At 66.4% G+C, this 20,539-nt stretch carries 16 protein-coding genes and 1 pseudogene; 9 read left to right on the top strand and 8 right to left on the bottom strand.

What is annotated here, in order from left to right:
• Positions 1-73: 73 nt before the first annotated feature.
• The 5 genes and pseudogenes from ftsZ to ligA form a co-directional block, all read left to right on the top strand.
• Positions 74-1,810: a cell division protein FtsZ gene (gene ftsZ / locus shn_RS11430; RefSeq protein WP_064330509.1), complete on the top strand. Its 1,737-nt coding sequence runs from the start codon at positions 74-76 to the stop codon at positions 1,808-1,810.
• Positions 1,811-2,172: 362 nt separating this feature from the next.
• Positions 2,173-3,129, top strand: coding sequence for a UDP-3-O-acyl-N-acetylglucosamine deacetylase (gene lpxC, locus shn_RS11425; RefSeq protein ID WP_064332557.1), 957 nt, complete (start codon positions 2,173-2,175; stop codon positions 3,127-3,129).
• A gap of 154 nt (positions 3,130-3,283) precedes the next feature.
• Entirely contained in the window at positions 3,284-4,150 is an 867-nt protein-coding gene (locus shn_RS11420; RefSeq protein ID WP_064330508.1) for an outer membrane protein assembly factor BamD, read from the top strand.
• 18 nt (positions 4,151-4,168) lie between these two features.
• Positions 4,169-5,839 carry a DNA repair protein RecN gene (gene recN, locus shn_RS11415; protein WP_064330507.1) on the top strand — a complete coding sequence of 557 codons (1,671 nt, stop codon included), beginning with the start codon at positions 4,169-4,171 and terminating at the stop codon, positions 5,837-5,839.
• A 245-nt stretch (positions 5,840-6,084) separates the two neighbouring features.
• A pseudogene (ligA, locus tag shn_RS11410) lies at positions 6,085-8,223 on the top strand (NAD-dependent DNA ligase LigA); the annotation flags it as partial.
• Here the strand turns inward: ligA and shn_RS11405 are convergent.
• From shn_RS11405 to shn_RS11390, 4 genes are all read right to left on the bottom strand, one after another.
• Positions 8,210-9,124 carry a M23 family metallopeptidase gene (locus shn_RS11405; protein WP_168168904.1) on the bottom strand — a complete coding sequence of 305 codons (915 nt, stop codon included), beginning with the start codon at positions 9,122-9,124 and terminating at the stop codon, positions 8,210-8,212. The pseudogene ligA and the gene shn_RS11405 overlap by 14 nt on opposite strands.
• A 107-nt stretch (positions 9,125-9,231) precedes the next feature.
• Positions 9,232-9,642: a TIGR02588 family protein gene (locus shn_RS11400; RefSeq protein WP_064330506.1), complete on the bottom strand. Its 411-nt coding sequence runs from the start codon at positions 9,640-9,642 to the stop codon at positions 9,232-9,234.
• Between the two features lie 7 nt (positions 9,643-9,649).
• Entirely contained in the window at positions 9,650-10,480 is an 831-nt protein-coding gene (locus shn_RS11395) for a TIGR02587 family membrane protein (protein ID WP_064330505.1), read from the bottom strand.
• A gap of 210 nt (positions 10,481-10,690) precedes the next feature.
• On the bottom strand, positions 10,691-12,634 hold the full coding sequence (locus shn_RS11390) for a DEAD/DEAH box helicase (protein ID WP_064330504.1): 1,944 nt from the start codon (positions 12,632-12,634) through the stop codon (positions 10,691-10,693).
• A 279-nt stretch (positions 12,635-12,913) separates the two neighbouring features.
• Here shn_RS11390 and panC point away from each other — a divergent pair, with 279 nt between their 5' ends.
• The 4 genes from panC (at position 12,914) to shn_RS11370 (ending at position 16,003) form a co-directional block, all read left to right on the top strand.
• Positions 12,914-13,783: a pantoate--beta-alanine ligase gene (panC, locus tag shn_RS11385; protein WP_064330503.1), complete on the top strand. Its 870-nt coding sequence runs from the start codon at positions 12,914-12,916 to the stop codon at positions 13,781-13,783.
• A 1-nt stretch (position 13,784) separates the two neighbouring features.
• Positions 13,785-14,609, top strand: a complete 825-nt coding sequence (gene panB, locus shn_RS11380) for a 3-methyl-2-oxobutanoate hydroxymethyltransferase (RefSeq protein WP_064330502.1) — start codon at positions 13,785-13,787, stop codon at positions 14,607-14,609.
• Positions 14,610-14,960: 351 nt separating this feature from the next.
• The gene (locus shn_RS11375; RefSeq protein WP_064330501.1) at positions 14,961-15,689 is read left to right on the top strand and encodes an AzlC family ABC transporter permease; all 729 of its coding nucleotides are present in this window, start codon (positions 14,961-14,963) and stop codon (positions 15,687-15,689) included.
• A gap of 2 nt (positions 15,690-15,691) precedes the next feature.
• Entirely contained in the window at positions 15,692-16,003 is a 312-nt protein-coding gene (locus shn_RS11370; RefSeq protein WP_064330500.1) for an AzlD family protein, read from the top strand.
• Here shn_RS11370 and shn_RS11365 read toward each other — a convergent pair.
• From shn_RS11365 to shn_RS11350, 4 genes are all read right to left on the bottom strand, one after another.
• Positions 15,993-17,828: an aminopeptidase P family protein gene (locus shn_RS11365; protein WP_064330499.1), complete on the bottom strand. Its 1,836-nt coding sequence runs from the start codon at positions 17,826-17,828 to the stop codon at positions 15,993-15,995. The two genes, shn_RS11370 and shn_RS11365, sit on opposite strands and share 11 nt — an antisense overlap.
• Before the next feature lie 163 nt (positions 17,829-17,991).
• Complete coding sequence (locus shn_RS11360) at positions 17,992-18,516, bottom strand: hypothetical protein (protein WP_064330498.1); 525 nt, start codon at positions 18,514-18,516, stop codon at positions 17,992-17,994.
• A gap of 429 nt (positions 18,517-18,945) precedes the next feature.
• On the bottom strand, positions 18,946-19,827 hold the full coding sequence (locus tag shn_RS11355; RefSeq protein WP_064330497.1) for a 50S ribosomal protein L11 methyltransferase: 882 nt from the start codon (positions 19,825-19,827) through the stop codon (positions 18,946-18,948).
• Between the two features lie 79 nt (positions 19,828-19,906).
• Positions 19,907-20,506 carry an SCO family protein gene (locus shn_RS11350; protein ID WP_064330496.1) on the bottom strand — a complete coding sequence of 200 codons (600 nt, stop codon included), beginning with the start codon at positions 20,504-20,506 and terminating at the stop codon, positions 19,907-19,909.
• Between the last annotated feature and the right edge of the window lie 33 nt (positions 20,507-20,539).

The following is a 20,539-nucleotide window of genomic DNA, read 5'->3' as shown; positions in this document are numbered from 1 at the left end:
GGGAAAGACCGACACTTGAGTTTTGGGAATAGACCGGCTGGGCGAAGCAGCCGGAAACGAAAGGAACACTGCAATGACTATCAAGCTCCAGAAGCCGGACATCACCGAGCTGAAGCCCCGCATCACCGTCTTCGGTGTCGGCGGGGGTGGTGGCAATGCTGTCAACAACATGATCACCGCGGGCCTGGAAGGCGTCGACTTCGTCGTCGCCAATACCGACGCCCAGGCGCTGACGATGACCAAGGCTTCGCGGATCATCCAGATGGGCGTCGCCGTCACGGAAGGCCTCGGCGCCGGCTCGCAGCCGGAAGTCGGCCGCGCCGCCGCGGAAGAGTGCATCGACGAGATCATCGATCACCTGAACGGCACCCACATGTGCTTCGTCACCGCCGGCATGGGCGGCGGCACGGGCACGGGCGCAGCGCCGGTCGTTGCGCAGGCGGCCCGCAACAAGGGCATCCTGACCGTCGGCGTCGTTACCAAGCCGTTCCACTTCGAAGGCGGCCGCCGCATGCGTCTTGCCGAAGAGGGCATCCAGGAACTGCAGAAGTCGGTCGACACGCTGATCGTCATCCCGAACCAGAACCTGTTCCGCATCGCCAACGACAAGACCACGTTTGCCGACGCCTTCGCGATGGCCGACCAGGTGCTCTATTCGGGTGTCGCCTGCATCACCGACCTCATGGTCAAGGAAGGCCTCATCAACCTCGACTTCGCCGACGTCCGCTCGGTGATGCGCGAGATGGGCCGCGCCATGATGGGCACGGGCGAAGCGTCGGGCGAAGGCCGCGCCATGGCCGCCGCGGAAGCGGCGATCGCCAACCCGCTGCTCGACGAGACCTCGATGAAGGGCGCGCAGGGCCTGCTGATCTCCATCACCGGCGGTCGTGACCTCACCCTCTTCGAAGTCGACGAAGCCGCGACCCGCATCCGCGAGGAAGTCGATCCGGACGCAAACATCATCCTTGGCGCAACCTTCGACGAAGAGCTCGAAGGCCTCATCCGCGTCTCCGTTGTTGCAACCGGTATCGACCGCGCGGCCTCGGAGGTGGCTGCGCGTCATGCTGACTTTCGCAGCCACAGCAAGCCGGTAGTCCGCCCCTCCGCCGCCGTTCCGGTCCAGCCGCAGGTTCAGGCCGCCGCGCCCCAGCCGCAGCCGGTCCAGCAGCAGCCCGTCATGCAGCAGCCGGTCGCCCAGCAGCCGGTCGTCGACCCGATCGCCGAAGCCATCCGCGCCTCGGAAGAGAGCCTGGAGCGGGAACTCGCCATTCCGGTGAACCGCCCGGCTCCGGTCCAGCAGCCGGTCGCTTCCGTCCAGGAAGAGCCGCGCCTGCAGAACCGCCTCTTCGCCGCCCCGGCCGAGATGCCGGTGCAGCGTCCGGTCCAGCAGCAGCCGGTGCAGCAGGCCCCGGTCATGCAGCAGCGCGTCGAGCCCGCCGCTCCGATCATCCGCCAGGAGCCGCAGACCATGCGCATGCCGAAGATCGAGGACTTCCCGCCGGTCGTGCAGGCCGAGATCGACCACCGCTCCGCCCAGCAGCCGGCCGCCGCGCACAGCGAAGAGCGGGGCCCGATGGGCCTGCTCAAGCGCCTGACGTCCTCGCTCGGCCGTCACGAGGAGCCGCAGGCCGCCCAGGAGCCGGTCGCCCAGCCGCAGCAGCAGCGCCGCCCGCTCTCGGCCGAAGCCAGCCTCTACGCCCCGCGTCGCGGCCAGCTCGACGACCACGGCCGCGCCAACCCGCAGCCGCGTTCGCTCGGTGAGGACGACCAGCTCGAAATCCCGGCCTTCCTGCGCCGCCAGTCGAACTGAGGCCTTCTTCGGAGCCCGTTTTCAAAATGCCCGGACCCTCGTCCGGGCATTTTTGATTCCCGTCTGATATCAAGAGCTTGCCGCTGGAATAAAGCGTAACAAAGCGAAAGAAACAGTGATTTGTGTAGCCCTGAGGGACCTACTACATTCAGCCTAGGCACAGGGGCCAGTCAGGGATCGGATGCCGGCGTCACGCCGGAGCGCATCAAATCACTCCAGACGTTGAGGCGGACTTGTCGGTGGGCGCAGCGCGCCCGGCCAAGGGTATCCTTGGGCCAATGAAATACCGGGGGCTCCCGCGAGCCCATGAAAGACGGAATGTCGGCGAGAAATGAGCCGACAGTAAGACGAGGCGAATGCACATGACGATCGGTATGCTCGGTTTCCAGACGACGATTGCGAGCCCTGTGACCATTTCGGGCACGGGTGTCCATTCCGGCGCTGCCGTGTCGATCATCTTCAACCCGGCCGAAGCCGACAGCGGCATCGTCTTCCAGCGCCTGCATAACGACGGCACCGTCAGCGAATACCGCGCGGTCTCCGCGCAGGTCGGCAACACGGATCTGTGCACCGTGCTCGGCTTCACGCCCGCGACGTCGATCGCCACCGTCGAGCACGTCATGGCCGCGCTCTATGCGCTCGGCCTCGACAATGTCCTCATCGAAGTCCACGGCGCCGAAATGCCGATCATGGATGGTAGCTCCGCGCCCTTCATCGACGCGATCGACCAGGTCGGCCTCATCCCGCTCGCCGTCAAGCGCCGCTATATCCGCATCGTCAAGCCGGTGCGCGTCGAGGCCGGCGCCTCCTGGGCCGAGTTCTCGCCCTATGACGGCACGCGATTCGAGGTCGAGATCGATTTCGACTGCCCGCTGATCGGCCGCCAGTCCTGGAAGGGCGACCTGACGCCGATGACCTTCCGCAACGAACTGTCGCGCGCCCGCACCTTCGGTTTCATGCGCGACGTGGAAAAGCTCTGGGCGGCCGGCTTTGCGCTCGGCTCGTCGCTGGAAAACTCCGTCGTCATCTCCGACGACAACGCTGTGATCAATGTCGAGGGCCTGCGCTACGCCAAGGACGAGTTCGTGCGCCACAAGACGCTCGACGCGGTCGGTGACCTTGCGCTTGCCGGCGCGCAGTTCATCGGCTGTTACCGCTCCTATCGCGGCGGCCACAAGATGAACGCCCATGCGCTGAAGGCGCTGCTCAGCGACCGCACGGCCTATGAGGTCGTCGAAGCCGCCGCGCCGCGCTCGCGCCCCGGCCAGCGCGAGCTGATCGCCGTCAATGCGCCGGAATTCGCACCCTGGTCCCTTTGAGGGGAACTTTCCCGGCCGCCGCTTTCCAGCCAGCCTTGCCATAAAAATGCGTTAATGCGTCGGCATGGCGTTGCGGTCTTCAGGCATTTGGAGATACAACGCGTGGCGCGCGCGGCGGGTCACTGCATCGCGTCCGTTGAACTGGGATTGTCACATGGTTGTTGCAGGGTCTGTTGGTGTGAAGAAGACGGCGCGCATTGTCTATCTTACGCTTTTTGCGGCAGCTTCGCCTGTCGTTCTTTCCGCGTGCCAGTCGGATCCGGACATCGACATCACCAAGCTGACCGGCGAGACCGAACCCGCCGACACGCTCTACAACCAGGGCCTTGCCAACCTCAATGCCGGCAAGGTGGGGGAGGCGAGCCGCAAGTTCGAGGCCGTCGACCGCCAGCATCCCTTCTCCGAGGAAGCGCGCAAGGCGCTCGTCATGTCGGCCTTCACGAATTATCGCCAGGGTCGCAACGAAGAGGCGATCGCCGCCGGCAAGCGCTATCTCAACCTGTATCCGGGCTCTTCCGATGCGGCCTACGCGCAGTACATCGTCGGCCTTGCCTACTGGAAGCAGATCCCGAGCGTGACGCAGGACCAGCGTGCCTCCCAGCAGACGCTGGAAGCCATGCAGGCCGTCGTCGAGAACTATCCCGATTCGGAATATGTCGAGGACGCGCAGACCAAGATGCGCTTTGCCCGCGACCAGCTCGCCGGCAAGGAAATGCAGGTCGGCCGCTACTATCTCGAGCGCAAGGAATATATCGCGGCCGCCAGCCGTTTCCGCGTCGTCGTCGAGAAATATCCGATGACCAACCAGATCGAGGAAGCGCTCGCCCGTCTCGTCGAGACCTATTACGCCATGGGCGTTGATACGGAAGCGCAGACGGCCGCGGCGGTGCTCGGCCATAACTATCCCGACAGCCAGTGGTATGCCGACAGCTACAAGCTGCTTCAGTCGAAGGGGCTTGAGCCGCGTGAAAACAGCGGATCCTGGATTTCGCGCGCCGGCAAGAACCTGCTCGGCGTCTGACCGAAGAGCAAACACGGCATGCTGGCGCAGCTTTCGATCCGCGATATCGTCCTGATCGAACGGCTCGACCTCGCTTTCGAGCCGGGTCTCTCCGTGCTGACGGGCGAGACGGGCGCCGGCAAGTCCATCCTTCTCGACAGCCTGTCGCTCGCCCTTGGCGGGCGGGGTGACGGCTCTCTGGTGCGCCACGGCGTGGAGCGCGGCCAGGTGACGGCCGTCTTCGACGTGCCGCCCGGCCATGCCGCCCGCGCGCTGCTGCGCGACAACGGCATAGACGACGACGGCGACCTCATCTTCCGCCGCCAGCAATCCGCCGACGGGCGCACCAAAGCCTTCGTCAACGACCAGCCGGTCTCCGTGCAGTTGATGCGGCAGGCCGGCCAGCGTCTCGTCGAGATCCACGGTCAGCACGATGACCGCGCGCTCGTCGACACCGATGCGCACCGCCTGCTGCTCGATGCCTTCGGCGGCCTCGGCGAGGCGGCGGGCGATGTCGGCACGCTCTATCACCAGTGGAAGGAGGCCGAGCGCACGCTGCGCCGCCACCGCGAAAAGGTGGAGGCCGCCGCCCGCGAGGCCGATTACCTGCGCTCCTCCGTCGAGGAACTGGAAACCCTCTCGCCGCAGGACGGCGAGGAGGATGCGCTGGCGGAAACCCGCGCCCGCATGATGAAGGCCGAGCGCATCGCCGGCGACATCAACGAGGCGAGCGAGTTCCTGAACGGCAATGCCTCGCCCGTGCCGCTCATCGCGGCGCTCGTGCGCCGCCTGGAGCGCAAGAGCCACGAGGCGCCGGGCCTCCTGGAGGAGACGGTCGAACTGCTCGACCAGGCGCTGAACCAGCTTTCCGATGCGCAGATGGCCGTCGAGGTGGCGCTGCGCAAGACCGAATACGACCCCAAGGAGCTGGAGCGCACGGAGGAGCGTCTTTTCGCGCTGCGCGCCGCCGCCCGCAAATATTCCGTGCCCGTCACCGGCCTTCCGGCGCTTGCCGCCAAGATGATCGCCGATCTTGCCGATCTCGATGCCGGCGAGGAGAAGCTGGTGCGGCTTCAGGTCCATCTTGCCGAGACGCGCGCCGCATTCGACCAGGCCGCCCGCGCGCTCTCCGACAAGCGGCACCATGCGGCCGAGGCGCTCGCCGCCGCCGTGATGGCGGAACTGCCGGCGCTGAAGCTGGAGCGTGCGCGCTTCACCGTCGAGATCGCCACCGATCCGGAGGGCGGCGCGGAGGAGGGGATCGACACGGTCGAATTCCATGTCCAGACCAATCCCGGCACGCGCCCCGGCCCGATCATGAAGGTGGCCTCCGGCGGCGAACTCTCGCGCTTCCTGCTGGCGCTGAAGGTGGCGCTCGCCGATCGCGGCTCCGCGCCGACCCTCGTCTTCGACGAAATCGACACCGGCGTCGGCGGCGCGGTGGCCGATGCGATCGGCCAGCGGCTGAAGCGGCTCTCCTCGACCGTGCAGGTGCTCTCCGTCACCCACGCCCCGCAGGTCGCGGCCCGCGCGGCGACGCATCTGCTCATCTCCAAGGGACCGGTCGAAGGCAGCGAGACGGTCGCCACCCGCGTCGCCCGGATGGATGACGGCGCCCGCACCGAGGAGATCGCCCGCATGCTCGCCGGCGCCTCGGTGACCGACGAGGCGAGGGCGGCCGCGGCGCGGCTGCTTTCAGGCGGGGTGTAGCGAGGCTGCCCCTCATCCGCCTGCCGGCACCTTCTTTCCGCAAGCGGGCGAAGGGCGATGTGGCTCCGTTCCCAAACAGTCGGCGGAGAAAATCTGGGAAGCCCGGGCGGCGTTCCCCTTCTCCCCGCTTGCGGGGAGAAGGTCGCGGCAGCGGGATGAGGGGTTGTTCCATCTTTCCTTTCGTCAGCTTTTCTCTAAAACCGGTGGCCTGATCCGGAGCAGACCATGGCAAATGTGAAAACCCCGTCGACAATCTCACCGAGGAAGAGGCCGCGGCCGAGCTTGCCTATCTGGCGGCGGAAATCGCGCGCCATGACGAGCTCTATCACGGCCAGGACGCGCCGGAGATCTCGGACGCTGACTACGATGCGCTGAAGCGGCGCAACGAGGCGATCGAGGCGCGGTTTCCGGCACTCGTCCGCGACGACAGCCCGTCGCGCCGGGTGGGCTCCGCCCCGCTGCCGACCTTCGCGCCGATCACCCATGCGCGCCCGATGCTCTCGCTCGACAACACCTTCTCCGACGAGGACGTTCGGGATTTCGTCGCCTCCGTCTACCGTTTCCTCGGCCGCCTGCCGGACGATTCGATCGCCTTTACCGCCGAGCCGAAGATCGACGGCCTTTCCATGTCGATCCGCTACGAGAACGGGCGTCTCACGACGGCGGCGACGCGCGGCGACGGCACGACGGGCGAGAACGTCACCGCCAACGTGCTGACCATCGCCGAGATCCCCAACCGCCTGCCGGCCGGCGCGCCCGCCGTCGTCGAGGTGCGCGGCGAGGTCTACATGGCCAAGAGCGACTTCCTGGCGCTCAACGAGAAGATGGCGGCGGAGGGCAAGCAGACCTATGTCAACCCGCGCAACACGGCGGCGGGCTCGCTGCGCCAGCTCGACGCCACGGTGACGGCAAGCCGCAAGCTGCGCTTCTTCGCCTATGCCTGGGGCGAGATGTCGGCGATGCCGGCCGATACGCAATATGGCATGATCGAGGTGCTGAAGGCCTGGGGCTTTCCCGTCAATCCGCTGACGCAACGGCTCTGCCGCGTCGACGACATCATCGCGCATTACCGCGAGATCGGCCTTGCCCGCCCAGACCTCGACTACGATATCGACGGCGTCGTCTACAAGGTGGACGAGCTGGCGCTGCAGGAACGCCTCGGTTTCCGCTCCCGCTCGCCGCGCTGGGCGACGGCGCACAAGTTCCCGGCCGAGCAGGCCTTCACCACCGTCGAGAAGATCGACATCCAGGTCGGCCGCACCGGCGCGCTGACGCCCGTCGCGCGGCTGACGCCCGTCACGGTCGGCGGCGTGGTCGTCACCAACGCGACGCTGCACAATGCCGACTATATCGAGGGCATCGGCAACAGCGGCGAGCGCATCCGCGCGGAAGATCATGACATCCGCATCGGCGACACCGTCATCGTGCAGCGCGCGGGTGACGTGATCCCGCAGGTGCTGGACGTGGTGATGGAAAAGCGGCCGGCGGAGGCGCAGCGTTACGAATTCCCGAAGACCTGCCCGGTCTGCGGCAGCCATGCCGTGCGCGAGCGCAACGAGAAGACGGGCCGGCTCGATTCCGTCACGCGCTGCACGGGCGGTTTCGTCTGCCGCGCGCAGGCCGTGGAGCACCTGAAGCATTTCGTCTCGCGCAATGCCTTCGACATCGAGGGGCTGGGCGCCAAGCAGATCGATTTCTTCTTCGCGGCGGAAGATCCGTCGCTGACGATCCGCACCGCGCCCGACATCTTCACGCTGGAGAAGCGGCAGGCCGATTCGCTCACCAAGCTGGAGAACATCGACGGTTTCGGCAAGGTCAGCGTGCGCAAGCTCTATGATGCCATCGGTGCCCGCCGGTCGATCGCACTCAACCGCTTCATCTATGCCCTCGGCATCCGCCATGTCGGCGAGACCAACGCCAAGCTCCTGGCGCGCGCCTACGGAACCTATGCGGCCTTCGAGGAGGCGATGAAGGCCTCCGTCTCGCTCTCCGGCGAGGCCTGGAACGAGCTGAACAGCATCGACGGCATCGGCGAGGTCGTCGCCCGGGCGATGGTTGAATTCTACAAGGAGCCGCGCAATCTCGACGTGATCGACCGGCTGCTGCAGGAGGTGACGCCGGAGGCGGCCGAGGCGGTCGTGGCAAGCTCGAGCCCGGTCGCCGGCAAGACGGTGGTCTTCACCGGCTCGCTGGAAAAGATGACGCGCGACGAGGCGAAGGCCATGGCCGAGCGGCTGGGCGCCAAGGTGGCGGGCTCGGTCTCCAAGAAGACCGACCTCGTGGTGGCGGGGCCGGGCGCCGGCTCCAAGCTCGACAAGGCACGGGAATTCAATGTCGAGGTGATCGACGAAGACGGCTGGTTCGAGCGGATCAAGGCACCGTGACGGTCGAGCCGCGCACGAGGAAGCGGCCATCGAAGGTCATGGGGACGCCCTGGCCTTCGTTATAGTCTCGCGTGCCGCCGAGATAGGCGTGCATGTGCAGGTGCGGCTCGGATGAATTGCCGGAATTGCCGACCCGGCCGAGCGCTTGCCCTTTCGTGACGATCGCGCCGGCGGCAACCGCGATCGAGCCCTTGCGGAAATGGGCGAGCAGGATGCGCGCCGTGCCGCAGGCGAGGATGACGTGGTTGCCTGCCGGCTCCTCGGTGTTCGTCTCGGAAATGCGGTTGTCGTCGATGCCGTCATGGGTCGAGATGGCAATGCCGTTGCAGGGGCTTTCCACCTCCTGGTTATAGATCACGTAGTCCGCAAGGTCCTCCGGCAGCAGCCCGTTCGCCCGCATGCCGAACGTGTTGAGCGCGACGATGTCGAGCGCGAAGCGCTGGCTCTGGTTGCCGTGGTGGTGGTTGATCGAGGCCGTGCCGCCGCCCTGGCCGATATAATAGGTGCCGGCGGTGAAGGGAAAGGCGAGTTCCACTGCCGTCTCCTGATAGCCGTAGCCGGAAAGGGCCCGGGCCGTCAGCGCCAGGAAGAAGACCGCCATGGCCGCGGTGAAGCCGTGCGTGCGCAGCAGGGAGGACGACGCGTTCCAGGGGCGGTCGCGAACGCGCAGATAGGAAAGGGCGGCCGCCACGACGTAGGCGGCCGGCAGGAGGAAGGCGAGCGCCGCCCCCAGGAAATCCCAGCGCCCGATGACGGCGATGAAGGAGAAATAGGCGGCGCCATAGGCGGCGCGCGTGAACCAGCCGAGCCGGTCGACCGGGCGCGGCAGCCAGAGCCAGGAAAGGAAGAAGGCCGGCAGGAGGACCTGGGTGATCAGCAGGATGAGAATGGGCCATGCCATGGTGGAGCCTTGCAGGGTCGGTCGAATGCCCATTTCGATGCGGACACGGATACTTGCGTTTGTTCAATCCCCAGATGCGAAATTGGTTCCCGTTTTCACGCCGGCCGTCACGGATCGGTGTAGCCGGCCGCACGGATCTCCACCCGCCGCCCGGCCGGATCGTTTGCGAACAGGAGGGCGCCTGTCGATTTCGATTCCGCGGCGACATAGTCGAAGATCACATGGTTCTCCTCGACGATCTTCTCTCCCTCCGTCAGCCGGCCGATGACGGTGACCGCCGCAGCGGTCGTGGTCGCGGAATTGGCAATGTCGAAGGTGACGCGATATCCGGCGCCGGTCTTCTCCGTCGCCAGCACCACGATGGAAAGGTCCGGCGGTGTCGCTTCCCGCGTGAAGGCCTCCCAGCCGATCCAGCCGAGCATGCCGGCAATCAGCAGGGCGGAAACGAGGCCGGTCAGCCACTCGATCCAGTGCGGATCGTGACTTTCCCTGTGGCGGCCCTGTTCGGATCGGGTCATGGCGGCCTCACAGGATCAGCCGCGCGGCGGCGGCGCCGAGCGCGGCGGGAAAGCCGAGCACGATGACGGACAGCATGATCTCGACCGGCGAGCTGTCGCCGAGGCGTTCGAAGATCCATAGCGCCAAGACGCTGATCGCCAGTGCGACGACGTAGCCGGGCAGGGTGAAGCGCACGAAGGCGTGCCACCAGGGTGTCTGCGGCGAAAGCTCGTGGCCACCGATGAAGGACAATGCATAGACGAAGCCGTGCATGAGGGCGATGGAGAGGAGGGCGACGACGAGGGCATGCCAGATCGTCATCTTGTAGGCGAGCACCATCATCTCGTCGGTCGGCGCGATGTTGAGCGAGAGGAAGAGCGCGCCGGCCGCCATCAGGAGCAGTTCGCCGGGATAGCTCGTCTCCCTGGTGTCGGCATCGTCCTCACTGTGGCCGAGCTGGCTGCGGCCGAGCATGGCGCCGATGCTGGCGGGAACCGATTGCAGCGCGACCTTGCCGACAAGTTCGCTCGCCGGCATGCCGCCGCGCAGGAGGCCGAGCGCCGTCAGCACCACCAGGCTGGTCAGGATGCCGATGCCGTAGGCGATCGCCGCGTCGCGTGTCGCCTCGCGCCAGCTGAAGGTCTTCTCGAAGCCGATGCGGTGGGCGAGCAGGATCAGCAGGGGGATGTTGAGGAGCAGCAGCAGGAACAGGCGCTCGCGCGCCATGTAGAAGCCGAGATACCACATTTCCATGGTCATCAGCATGGGCAGTGCGAGGAAGAGGGCGCCGGCGACGCCCCGGCCGAGGCCGGTCACGAAGCGGTTGAACTCGTCCTTGTCGCCCTCGGCGCGTGTCATGAAAATCCCCTCGCAAAAGCGCGAGGGTAATGCGGCGCGGTGATGAAAGTTCCGCGCTGGATCGACAGGCCTGTTGGCCTTGGCTCCTGCTACGCTCTCCTCCGTCATGCTCGGGCTTGACCCGAGCATCCATCCCACCGGCACGCCGTGGATGACGTTGAGAATGGCGCGCGGTGTGTCGCCAAGCCACGGCCAAACGCGCCGGCCGCGTCAGAAGCGGTCCGGCTTCTTGGCCTTCGGCTTGCGCGGGGCGCCGTCGGGCTTGGCGAACTTCTCGTCGCGCTTGCCCTTGAAGGGTTTGGCGCCGGCAAACGGCTTGGCCGGCTTCTTGCCGCCGTCCTCGCGGTCCTTCCAGTGCGGCTTGGCGGCGGCGCCTTCGGGCTTGTCGAAATCGCGCTTCTTCTCGAAACGCGGCTTCTTGTCGAAGTCGCCCTTCGGCTTCCAGTCGGCACGGCGTTCCGGCCGGTCGTAGCGCTGCGTCTTCTCGCCGGGCGTGCGCGTATAGGGCTGCGGCGTCAGGTCGGGCTGGCCCTCCAGCACGGTGACGCGGATGCCGCGCTCCAGCATGCTGTTCGGGCCGAGATGGCCGAGGAAGCCGTCGGCGGCATCGGCGGAGAGTTCGATATAGGTCTCCTCCGGCTGCATCTTGATCGCGCCGATCTCGTTCTTGGTGATGCTGCCGTTGCGGCAGAGCATGGGGATCAGCCAGCGCGGCTCGGCGCGCTGCTTGCGGCCGACCGAGACGGAGATCCACACGCTCGATCCGAAACCCTCGCGCGGGCGCTTGGTTTCGGCCGGGATGAAGTCGTTGCCACGCTCGCGCGGCTTGCGCTGCTCGAGCGAGACCTCGACCAGGTCTTCCGGCGCCGAGTGGCCGGCCTTGAAGAAGCGGGCGACGGCGGCGGCGAGCTGGCGGGCATCGAAGCGTGCGGCGAGGGCGTCGATCGTCTCGATCTCGTCTTCGCCGATCGTATCGGTCAGCATCGGGTCGGCGAGCAGGCGTTCGTCGTCGCGGCGCAGGATGTCCTCGGCGGACGGCGGGGTCGCCCAGTTGGCCTTGAGGTTCGCCGCCTGCAGCAGGCGCTCGGCCTTGCGGCGGGCGCTGAGCGGCACGATGAGCGCGCTGACGCCCTTGCGACCGGCGCGGCCGGTGCGGCCCGAGCGGTGCAGCAGCGTTTCCGGATTGGTCGGCAGGTCGGCATGCACGACCAGTTCGAGATTCGGCAGGTCGATGCCGCGCGCGGCGACGTCCGTGGCGATGCAGACGCGGGCGCGGCCGTCGCGCATGGCCTGCAGCGCGTGGGTGCGTTCGTTCTGGCTGAGTTCGCCGGAGAGGGCGACGACCGAGAAGCCGCGGTTGTTGAAGCGGGCGGTCAGGTGGTTCACCGCCGCGCGCGTCGAACAGAAGACGATGGCGTTCTGCGCATCGTAGTAGCGCAGCACGTTGATGATGGCGTTCTCGCGGTCAGCCGGCACGACCAGCAGGGCGCGATAGTCGATGTCGACATGCTGTTCGCGCTCGGCGGCGGTCGAGATGCGCAGCGCATCACGCTGGTAGTTCTTGGCGAGCGTGGCGATCTCCTTCGACACGGTGGCCGAGAACATCAGCGTGCGGCGCTCTTCCGGCGCGGCTTCCAGGATGAATTCGAGGTCTTCGCGGAAACCGAGGTCGAGCATCTCGTCCGCTTCGTCGAGCACCACGGCGCGGATCTCGGACAGATCGAGATTGCCGCGGGTGATGTGGTCGCGCAGACGCCCCGGCGTGCCGACGATGATATGGGCGCCGCGCTCCAGCGCGCGCCGCTCGTTGCGCACGTCCATGCCGCCGACGCAGGAGGCGATGACGGCGCCGGTCATCTCGTAGAGCCATTCCAGCTCGCGCTTGACCTGCATGGCAAGTTCGCGCGTCGGGGCGATGACGAGGGCAAGCGGGTTCCCGGCGCGGGCAAAACGCTCTTCGCCCTGAAGCAGCGTCGGAGCGAGCGCGAGGCCGAAGGCGACGGTCTTGCCGGAGCCGGTCTGGGCGGAGACCAGCGCATCCGCATCGCCGATCTTGGGGTCGGAGACGGCGACCTGCACCGGCGTCAAAGTGGTATAGCCGCGTTTTTCCAACGCCTTTGCCATCGCCGGAGCGAGGCCTTCAAAACTCGTCATGTAGGGTCTTTCGGAATTCGGGTTCCGCGACGATCTGGCGTCGCACTCTGCGCTCGTATGCGACGGGCGTGTCAACGCGCTCTCTACTGGGCATTGAGCGAAATGTACAGTGCGCAAAATGCAATGCTGCCGAGCGGGGCGGACGATAGCCGCCAAAGGTGTTTGCCGATTGTCTTTTTGCGCTGCACAAGATAGAAAACGGCGCCTCCTGGAACGATCCGCAGAGATCGTGCGGGGGCATCGCCCGCGGGAGAGGGCGAGAGCAAGGAGGAACCGCCGATGCAGACCTTCACCACCATCGCGGACCTGCGCGCGGCGCTGGCGCCCCACCGGCTGGACGGCCGCACGATCGGCCTCGTGCCCACCATGGGCTATCTTCATGTCGGCCATATGGAGCTTGCCCGGCGGGCCTGCGCCGACAATGACGTCGTCGTCGCCACCATTTTCGTCAATCCCCTGCAGTTCGGCGCCAACGAGGACCTGGCGCGCTATCCGCGCGATCTTGCCCGCGACCAGGCGATGCTGGAGGCGGAAGGCGTGCACTATCTCTTCGCGCCCGGCGTCGCGGACATGTATCCGCGGCCGATGGAGACCGTCGTCGATGTGCCGACGCTCGGCTCGGAGCTCGAAGGATCCGTCCGGCCCGGGCATTTCGCGGGGGTCGCCACCGTCGTCACCAAGCTCTTCAACATCGCCCAGCCGGACCGCGCCTATTTCGGCGAGAAGGATTTCCAGCAGCTCACCATCATCCGCCGCATGGCCGAGGACCTGGCGCAGCCGGTCGAGGTGATCGGCGTGCCGACGGTGCGCGAGGCGGACGGGCTCGCCTGTTCCTCCCGCAATGTCTACCTTTCGGCCGAGGAGCGCGCCGCTGCCGTCATCGTGCCGCGCGCGCTGGAGGAGGCCGAGCGGCTGATCATGGCCGGCGAGACCGATGCGAAACGGCTGGAGGCGAGCGTTGCCGCCTTCCTTGCCAGCGAGCCGCTGGCAAGGCCTGAAGTGGTCGCGATCCGCGATCCGCAGACGCTCGCCAAGATCGACACGGTCGGCGACAGGCCGGTTCTTTTGTTGCTTTTCGTGCGCTTTGGGAGCACGAAACTCCTCGATAACCGGGTTCTTGGCCCGAAAAACGCGAAAAAGGTAGCGTGACATGAGCGTACACACCGCCAAGCGCCGTCTGGCGCCCGCCGATATCAGGGCCCTCAAGGGCGAGCGCCCGATCGTCAGCCTCACCGCCTATACGACCCCGGTCGCCAAGCTCATGGATCCCCATGTCGATTTCATGCTGGTCGGCGACAGCCTCGGCATGGTGCTCTACGGCCTCGATTCCACCGTCGGCGTGACGATCGAGATGATGATCGCCCATGGCCAGGCCGTCATGCGCGGCTCGTCCAATGCCTGCGTCGTCGTCGACCTGCCCTTCGGCTCCTACCAGCAGTCGAAGGAACAGGCCTTTGCGACGGCCGCCCGGGTGCTCAAGGAAACCGGCTGTTCGGCGATCAAGCTGGAGGGCGGGGCGGAAATGGCCGAGACGGTGCATTTCCTCACCCAGCGCGGCATTCCGGTGCTCGGCCATGTCGGCCTGATGCCGCAGCTCATCAATACGACGGGCGGTTACCGTTCGCTCGGCCGCAATGACAAGGAGGTCGAGAAGATCCGCCGGGACGCCGCGGCCATCGACGAAGCCGGCGCTTTCGCCATCGTCATCGAAGGCACGGTCGAGCCGCTGGCGCGCGAGATCACCGGCAAGGTCAAGGTGCCGACCATCGGCATCGGCGCCTCGCCGGCCTGCGACGGCCAGGTGCTGGTCGTCGACGACGTGCTCGGCATCTTCACGGATTTCAAGCCGCGCTTCGTCAAGCATTTCGCCAACCTCGCGCCCGTCATGAGCGAGGCCTTCGCGACCTATGCCGAAGAGGTGAAGGCGCGCAGCTTCCCGGGGCCGGAGCACACGTTCCAGCTCAAGAAAGGGTGATCGGCGTCGACCGGCGTTACCTCTCTTTCGGCTGGGCGCCAGCTCTCCATTCGTCTGGCGCCATATCCATGACTCCACCTCTCTTCCGCCCGGCGCCATCTCTCTTTCGCTTGGCTCTATCTCTCTTTCGTCATGGTCGGGCTTGACCCGACCATCCACAGCCCCGGGTGCTGCCGCGTGGATGGTCGGGTCAAGCCCGACCATGACGGAGTAGAAGGGGCGACATCCATCAGCATCAGACGAAATTCGACGCCGATCGATCAATGGCGCTGAACGATCCATCAGCCATATTGGTTTGCAGGTGGACCCTTGCTGCTCTATGGCTGTACGATCCCAAGATAGAGCAGACCCATGACCCCCGCCACAAAAGATGAAATCCGCGATGCCTTCCGGCGTGGCAGCGCCGTGGCGATCGCCGCGGCACCGTTTGCCGTCCTGTTCGGTGCCGTCGCCATCGACAACGGCCTGACGATCGCGGAAGCGGCGCTGATGAGCGCGACGCTCTATGCCGGCGCCAGCCAGCTCGTCGGCGTCGAGCTCTTCGATCACAATGTCGCGCCCTGGCTGGTGGTGCTGTCGATCTTCGCCGTGAATTTCCGGCATGTGCTCTATTCGGCGGCGATCGCCGCCCATATCCGGCATCTTACCTTCTGGCAGAAGGCGACGTCGCTGTTCTTCCTCACCGATCCGCAGTTCGCCGAGACCGAACGCCGCGCCGATGCGGGCATCCGCGTCAGCTATATCTGGTCCCTTGTGCTAGGCCTCAGCGTCTATGTGCCCTGGCTCTGCCTGACGGTCGTCGGCGGCCTGCTCGGCAACCTGATCAGCGATCCCAAGGCGATCGGCATCGACGTGCTGCTGCCTATCTACTTCATGGGCCTCGTGCTCGGCTTCCGCAGCCGGGCGAACTGGCTGCCGGTGGTGCTGGCCTCCTCGGCGGGCTCGATCCTGGCGCTGCATTTCGTCGGTTCGCCCTGGCATGTCAGCCTGGGGGCGCTGGCCGGCATCCTCGTTGCCGCGCTCATGCCGCTCGACGGCGACGAGGCAACGGTCGGCGATGTCGTGGAAGGGGAGGCGTGAGCATGGATACGCTGTTCCATATGCAGACGCTGCTGATCATCGCCGCCGGCGCGATCGCGACCTATCTCACGCGCGTCGGCGGCTATGTCTTCATCACGCGCATGAAGCGCATCCCGCCGCGCGCCGAAGCGGCGCTGAATGCCGTTCCGGCCGCCGTGCTCACCACGCTGGTGGCACCGGCAGCCGTGACGGGCGGGCTGGATGTCAGCCTGACGATGGCGGTCGCCCTCCTTGTTGGCCTGCGTCTTTCGCTGCTTCCGGTGCTGGCCATCGGCTGGGTCGTCGTGATGGTCCTGCGTCAGTTTATCGGCTGACCGGCGCCGTCGCCTTTTCCAGCCAGCGCTTCGTCGTGTCGTCCGCCAGCAGCGGCGTAATCTTTTCGCGCACATCCGCGTGGTAGGCGTTGAGCCAGGCAAGCTCCTCGTCCGTCATCAGCGCGGGCACGACGAGCCGGCGGTCGATCGGGCAGAAGGTCAGCGTCTCGAAGCCGAGCATGTCCATGTCGCCGCCCTCGACCGGAGCCGCCGGCAGGACGTGGATCAGGTTCTCGATGCGGATGCCGAAGGCGCCGGGGCGATAGTAGCCGGGCTCGTTGGACAGGATCATGCCGGCAAGCAGCTCCTGCGTCGAAAGTCGCGAGATGCGCTGCGGGCCCTCATGCACGGAAAGATAGGAGCCGACGCCGTGGCCGGTGCCGTGGGCGAAATCGGCGCCGGCCTTCCACAGCGCGATGCGGGCGAGCGGATCGAGGTCGCAGCCGCGCGTGCCCTTCGGGAAGCGTGCGGTGCTGATCGCGATCATGCCCTTCAGCACCAGGGTGAAGAAGCGCTTCTGCTCCTCCGGCACCGTGCCGATCGCCACCGTGCGGGTGATGTCCGTCGTGCCGTTGATATATTGCGCGCCGGAATCGATCAGGAAGAGCGTGCCGGGCTCGATGACGGTGTCCGACGCGGTGGTGACGCGATAGTGCATGATGGCGGCATGGGCGCCGGCGCCGGCAATCGTGTCGAAGGACACGTCCTTCAGCCTGTTCTGGTGGCGCTCGCCGACGCTGGCGCGCACGGCCTCCAGCTTCTTCGTGACGGCGATCTCGGTCTGCGTGCCCGGCGTCGTCCCGTCGAGCCAGGCGAGGAATTCCACCATGGCCGCGCCGTCCTGAAGGTGGGCGCGCGCGGAGCCCTGCAGCTCGACGGCGTTCTTGCAGGCGCGGGGCAGGCGGGCGGGGTCGTTGGCCTCGACCAGCGTGCCGCCCTTGCGGCGCACGATCTCGGCAAGCGCGAAAGGAGCCTGGTCGGGATCGATCAGGATGCGCTTGCCATCGGCGGCGAGCGCCGCGATGCGCTCGTCGAACTGCGACGGCGGCACGAGGTCGGCGAGCTGGGTGAGGTAGGCCTCGGGCTCGATGCCGGTCTTGCGCTTGTCGAGGAAGAGCTGCGGGCGACCCTCTGCCGGAATGATGGCGCGGGCCAGCGGATGCGGCGTGTGCGGCACGTCGCTGCCGCGGATGTTGAAGATCCAGGCGATGGAGGAGGGGTCGGTGACGGCGAGGGCATCGGCGCCGGCCTTGGCGGTCGCCTCCGCCATCTCGGCGAGCTTGTCCCTGGCCAGTTCCCCGGCCTGGTCGATCGCCTGGATCGTCACGCGGCCGAGCGGTTCGCTCGGACGGTCGGTCCAGGCCTTGTCGAGCGGGTTGTGGGGCAGGAGGACGAGGGCGCCGCCGAGGCCGGCAAGCGCCTTTTCCAGCCGGCGCACCTCCGCGCCGGTGTGCAGCCACGGGTCGATGCCGAGGCGGAAACCCTTCGGGGCGTGGTTCTGCAGCCAGAGATGGGGCGGTTCGCCGACGAGGTCGCCGCCGGTGAAGACGCTGCCGTCCACCTGCTCGGCGAGCTGCGTGACATAGCGGCCATCGACGAAGACCACGGCGTTGGCGCGCATGACGAGCGCCACGCCGGCCGAGCCGGTGAAGCCCGTCAGCCAGGAAAGGCGCTCGGCCGAGGCGGGCACGTATTCGCCCTGGTATTCGTCGGCGCGGGGCACGAGGAAGCCGTCGATGCCGAGCGCATCGAAGGTGGCGCGCAGCGCATCGGCGCGTTCGCGGCCGAACTGGGGCGTGGAGGTGACGTCGAAACTCTGGAACATGGAAGACTTCCGGTATGGCGATGAATCGTGCCGGCAATCTAAAGCATGTCGCGTAAAAGTGTGCAGCGGTTTTGCGGCAACGACATGCGAAAAACCAAAGAGCTAAGGCGCAAGGAGCGAATCTGGAAGATCGCGACGCGCTTTAGCCGACCCGCCGGCCGCGTCAAAGGCGGGCGAGATAGCGTTCCAGCACCGCGCGGGTCAGGCGCTGGTTGTTGCGATACCAGTCGTCCTCGGTGAAGAAGGCGGGTTCGCCGGCATCCCAGCCGCTCATCGAGAAATCCGATTGGCGGGCGAGGAAGGCGACGAAGTCCTCCTCGGTCTTCCACGCCGCGATGGGCGGGCCGAAATAGGCCCCGCCGTCCTGTACGTCGGCCAGCATCACGCCGTCCTCGGTGCGGATGAGGCCCTGGCCGCAGAAATCCCGGTGATGGTCGTAGATCACGCCATTGCCGGGCATCTCGTTCGTCAGCTTGTGCCAGAGCCGTTCGGCCAGCGCCGCGCCGAGCGGCTTGCGACTGAGGGCATCGCGCAGGGATTCGGCGATGCGGCGGCGCTCCGCCTCGGTGCGGGTGGCGCTTTCGACCCGGTAGGGGTTCTTGCGTGCCTCGATATTGGCGCGGATCGCGATCCACAGCACGAAGACGATGACCGCAAGCGCGATGAGCGGGATGACGGTGGCGGCCATGCTCAGGAAAACCCTGCGGCATCGCGAAGAGGTCTGCAATTGGACTTATGCGTTTCGTGCATGGCACCCATGTCTCAAAGGCCCTGTCGCGAATTTTCGAATCCTGTATAAGCGGCGCCAACGAAGCGAAACAAAACGCGCTTCAAGCGAAACGAAGTGAAAGTTCCTCCAGTCCTTCGGATCGCAAAATGAACTGCCGAAAGGCAAAAGACTAGGTGTTCCGATCAGGCGTCTTGCCGGTCACTCCTCCTCCCTCCTCCGGGAAGGCGCTCGGAACACATAGGCCCGCTTGAGCACTCCTCCTCCTCAAGCTCGCGGGCAGGCCGGTTCGCCGGCCCATAGGCGGTGCCTCTGGCACCGCCTTTTATTTTGCTTGCGATTCCCGCGCGTTGAAGCGGGATGTTGCCACCCCGCTTCAAGCCAGCCTCGTCACCGACGATTGTCGAGATGGATCGTCACCCAGCCTTCGCGCCAGATCGTGCGCACATGGCGCAGGCCCGCGCCGTTATAGGCGGCAAGCACCTTCCAGCGCTGCGAGGCGAGGATGCCGGACAGGATGACGTCGCCCTGCGGCGCCAACTGGGCGGCGAGCTGCGGGGCCATGCGCATCAGCGGCCGGGCGAGGATGTTGGCGATGATGAGGTCGAAGGGGCCGTGGCGGCCGAAGGCGGTGGAGTGGAAGCCCGGCGCCGTCTCCAGCGTGATGCCGGAGGCGATGCCGTTGAGGCGGACGTTTTCCCGCGCGACGCGGGTGGCGACCGGGTCGATATCCGTCGCCAGCACCGTGACCGGTGCAAGCTTGCGCGCGGCGATCGCCAGCACGCCGCTGCCGGTGCCGAGGTCGAGCACGCGTCTGACCTTGCGTGCGCGCATCACGTCGGAGATCACCTCCAGGCAGCCCGCCGTCGTGCCGTGATGGCCGGTGCCGAAGGCCTGGCCGGCGTCGATCTCGATGGCGATCTCGCCGGCCCGCACCTTGCCGCGGTCATGCGAGCCATGAACGACGAAACGGGCGGCGCGCACGGGCTTCAGGCCTTCCAGCGACTTGGCGATCCAGTCGATGTCGGGCAGTTCCTCGCGCTCGATCGTCGCATCGGGAAACTCGTCCGCAAGCAGCGCGGCGAAACGCGCGTGGACCTCCGCCTCGTCCTTACGGAACATGTAGACGGAGGCTTCCCAGATGTCCTTCTTCTCGTCGATCTCCATCGTCGCGATGGCATAGCCTTCGTCCTCGAAGACGTCGGTCATCAGCGAGAGGGCGATCTCGGCCCGCTTCTCGGTCGTGGTGATGTAGAGGCGGATTTCGCTCACGGCTCGGGGTCCCTGTTGTTTCAGGTCCGCCTAGCATGTCCGAAAGCCGAGGGCAAAGGTGGATCGCCCGCCGGCAGCCTTATCCCTTGATCAGGTTGGCAAGCTTCTGCTCGGCGACCTCGGGGTTCTCGCCATAGGCGATGGTACCGACGAAGCGGCCGGTCGCGTCGAGCAGGAAGACGGAGGCCGTGTGGTCCATCGTGTAGTCCCCGTCGGGCTTTTCTTCGTCGAGCGGCACCTTGCGATAGTAGACGCGGTAGCCCTTGACCATGTCCAGCACCTTGTCCACCGGGCCGGAAATTCCGGTGATGCGCTTGGAGACGTTGCCGACATACTGGCCGATCAGCTCCGGCGTGTCGCGCTCGGGATCGACGGTGACGAAATAGGCCTGCAGCTTCGAGCCGTCGGGATCGACCTTGGTGAGCCAGCCGTTCATCTCGAACAGCGTCGTCGGGCAGACTTCCGGGCAATGGGTGAAGCCGAAGAAGAGGGCGGTGGGCTTGCCGGTGAAGGCCTTTTCGGTGATCGGCTTGCCATCCTGCGCGACGAGCTCGAAGGGCACGCCGAACGGGCCGCCCGCGACCTCGTCCTTCGTCCTGGTCATTTCCAGCGTCAGCCAGCCGAGCAGGGCCGCGACGAGCGCGACGGCGATCCACAGTACGAGGCGCAGGGTCTTCATGGCAGTCCTTCGATAAGCAAGGTCCCGAGGTCT

The sequence above is a fragment of the Shinella sp. HZN7 genome (assembly GCF_001652565.1).
GTDB classification, from domain to species: Bacteria; Pseudomonadota; Alphaproteobacteria; order Rhizobiales; family Rhizobiaceae; genus Shinella; species Shinella granuli.
The sequence above is the reverse complement of the archived record's forward strand: the minus strand, read 5'-3'. Positions and strand labels throughout refer to the sequence as shown.

Bases quoted from the DNA above. Each gene is read 5' to 3' on its own strand.
- shn_RS11390 (WP_064330504.1), bottom strand. From the start codon at position 12,634: ATGACGAGTTTTGAAGGCCTCGCTCCGGCGATGGCAAAGGCGTTGGAA.
- shn_RS11400 (WP_064330506.1), bottom strand. From the start codon at position 9,642: ATGACCCGATCCGAACAGGGCCGCCACAGGGAAAGTCACGATCCGCAC.
- ftsZ (WP_064330509.1), top strand. From the start codon at position 74: ATGACTATCAAGCTCCAGAAGCCGGACATCACCGAGCTGAAGCCCCGC.
- shn_RS11365 (WP_064330499.1), bottom strand. From the start codon at position 17,828: ATGTTCCAGAGTTTCGACGTCACCTCCACGCCCCAGTTCGGCCGCGAA.
- panC (WP_064330503.1), top strand. From the start codon at position 12,914: ATGCAGACCTTCACCACCATCGCGGACCTGCGCGCGGCGCTGGCGCCC.
- panB (WP_064330502.1), top strand. From the start codon at position 13,785: ATGAGCGTACACACCGCCAAGCGCCGTCTGGCGCCCGCCGATATCAGG.
- shn_RS11370 (WP_064330500.1), top strand. From the start codon at position 15,692: ATGGATACGCTGTTCCATATGCAGACGCTGCTGATCATCGCCGCCGGC.
- shn_RS11375 (WP_064330501.1), top strand. From the start codon at position 14,961: ATGACCCCCGCCACAAAAGATGAAATCCGCGATGCCTTCCGGCGTGGC.
- recN (WP_064330507.1), top strand. From the start codon at position 4,169: ATGCTGGCGCAGCTTTCGATCCGCGATATCGTCCTGATCGAACGGCTC.
- shn_RS11420 (WP_064330508.1), top strand. From the start codon at position 3,284: ATGGTTGTTGCAGGGTCTGTTGGTGTGAAGAAGACGGCGCGCATTGTC.
- lpxC (WP_064332557.1), top strand. From the start codon at position 2,173: ATGACGATCGGTATGCTCGGTTTCCAGACGACGATTGCGAGCCCTGTG.
- shn_RS11405 (WP_168168904.1), bottom strand. From the start codon at position 9,124: ATGGCATGGCCCATTCTCATCCTGCTGATCACCCAGGTCCTCCTGCCG.
- shn_RS11360 (WP_064330498.1), bottom strand. From the start codon at position 18,516: ATGGCCGCCACCGTCATCCCGCTCATCGCGCTTGCGGTCATCGTCTTC.
- shn_RS11350 (WP_064330496.1), bottom strand. From the start codon at position 20,506: ATGAAGACCCTGCGCCTCGTACTGTGGATCGCCGTCGCGCTCGTCGCG.
- shn_RS11395 (WP_064330505.1), bottom strand. From the start codon at position 10,480: ATGACACGCGCCGAGGGCGACAAGGACGAGTTCAACCGCTTCGTGACC.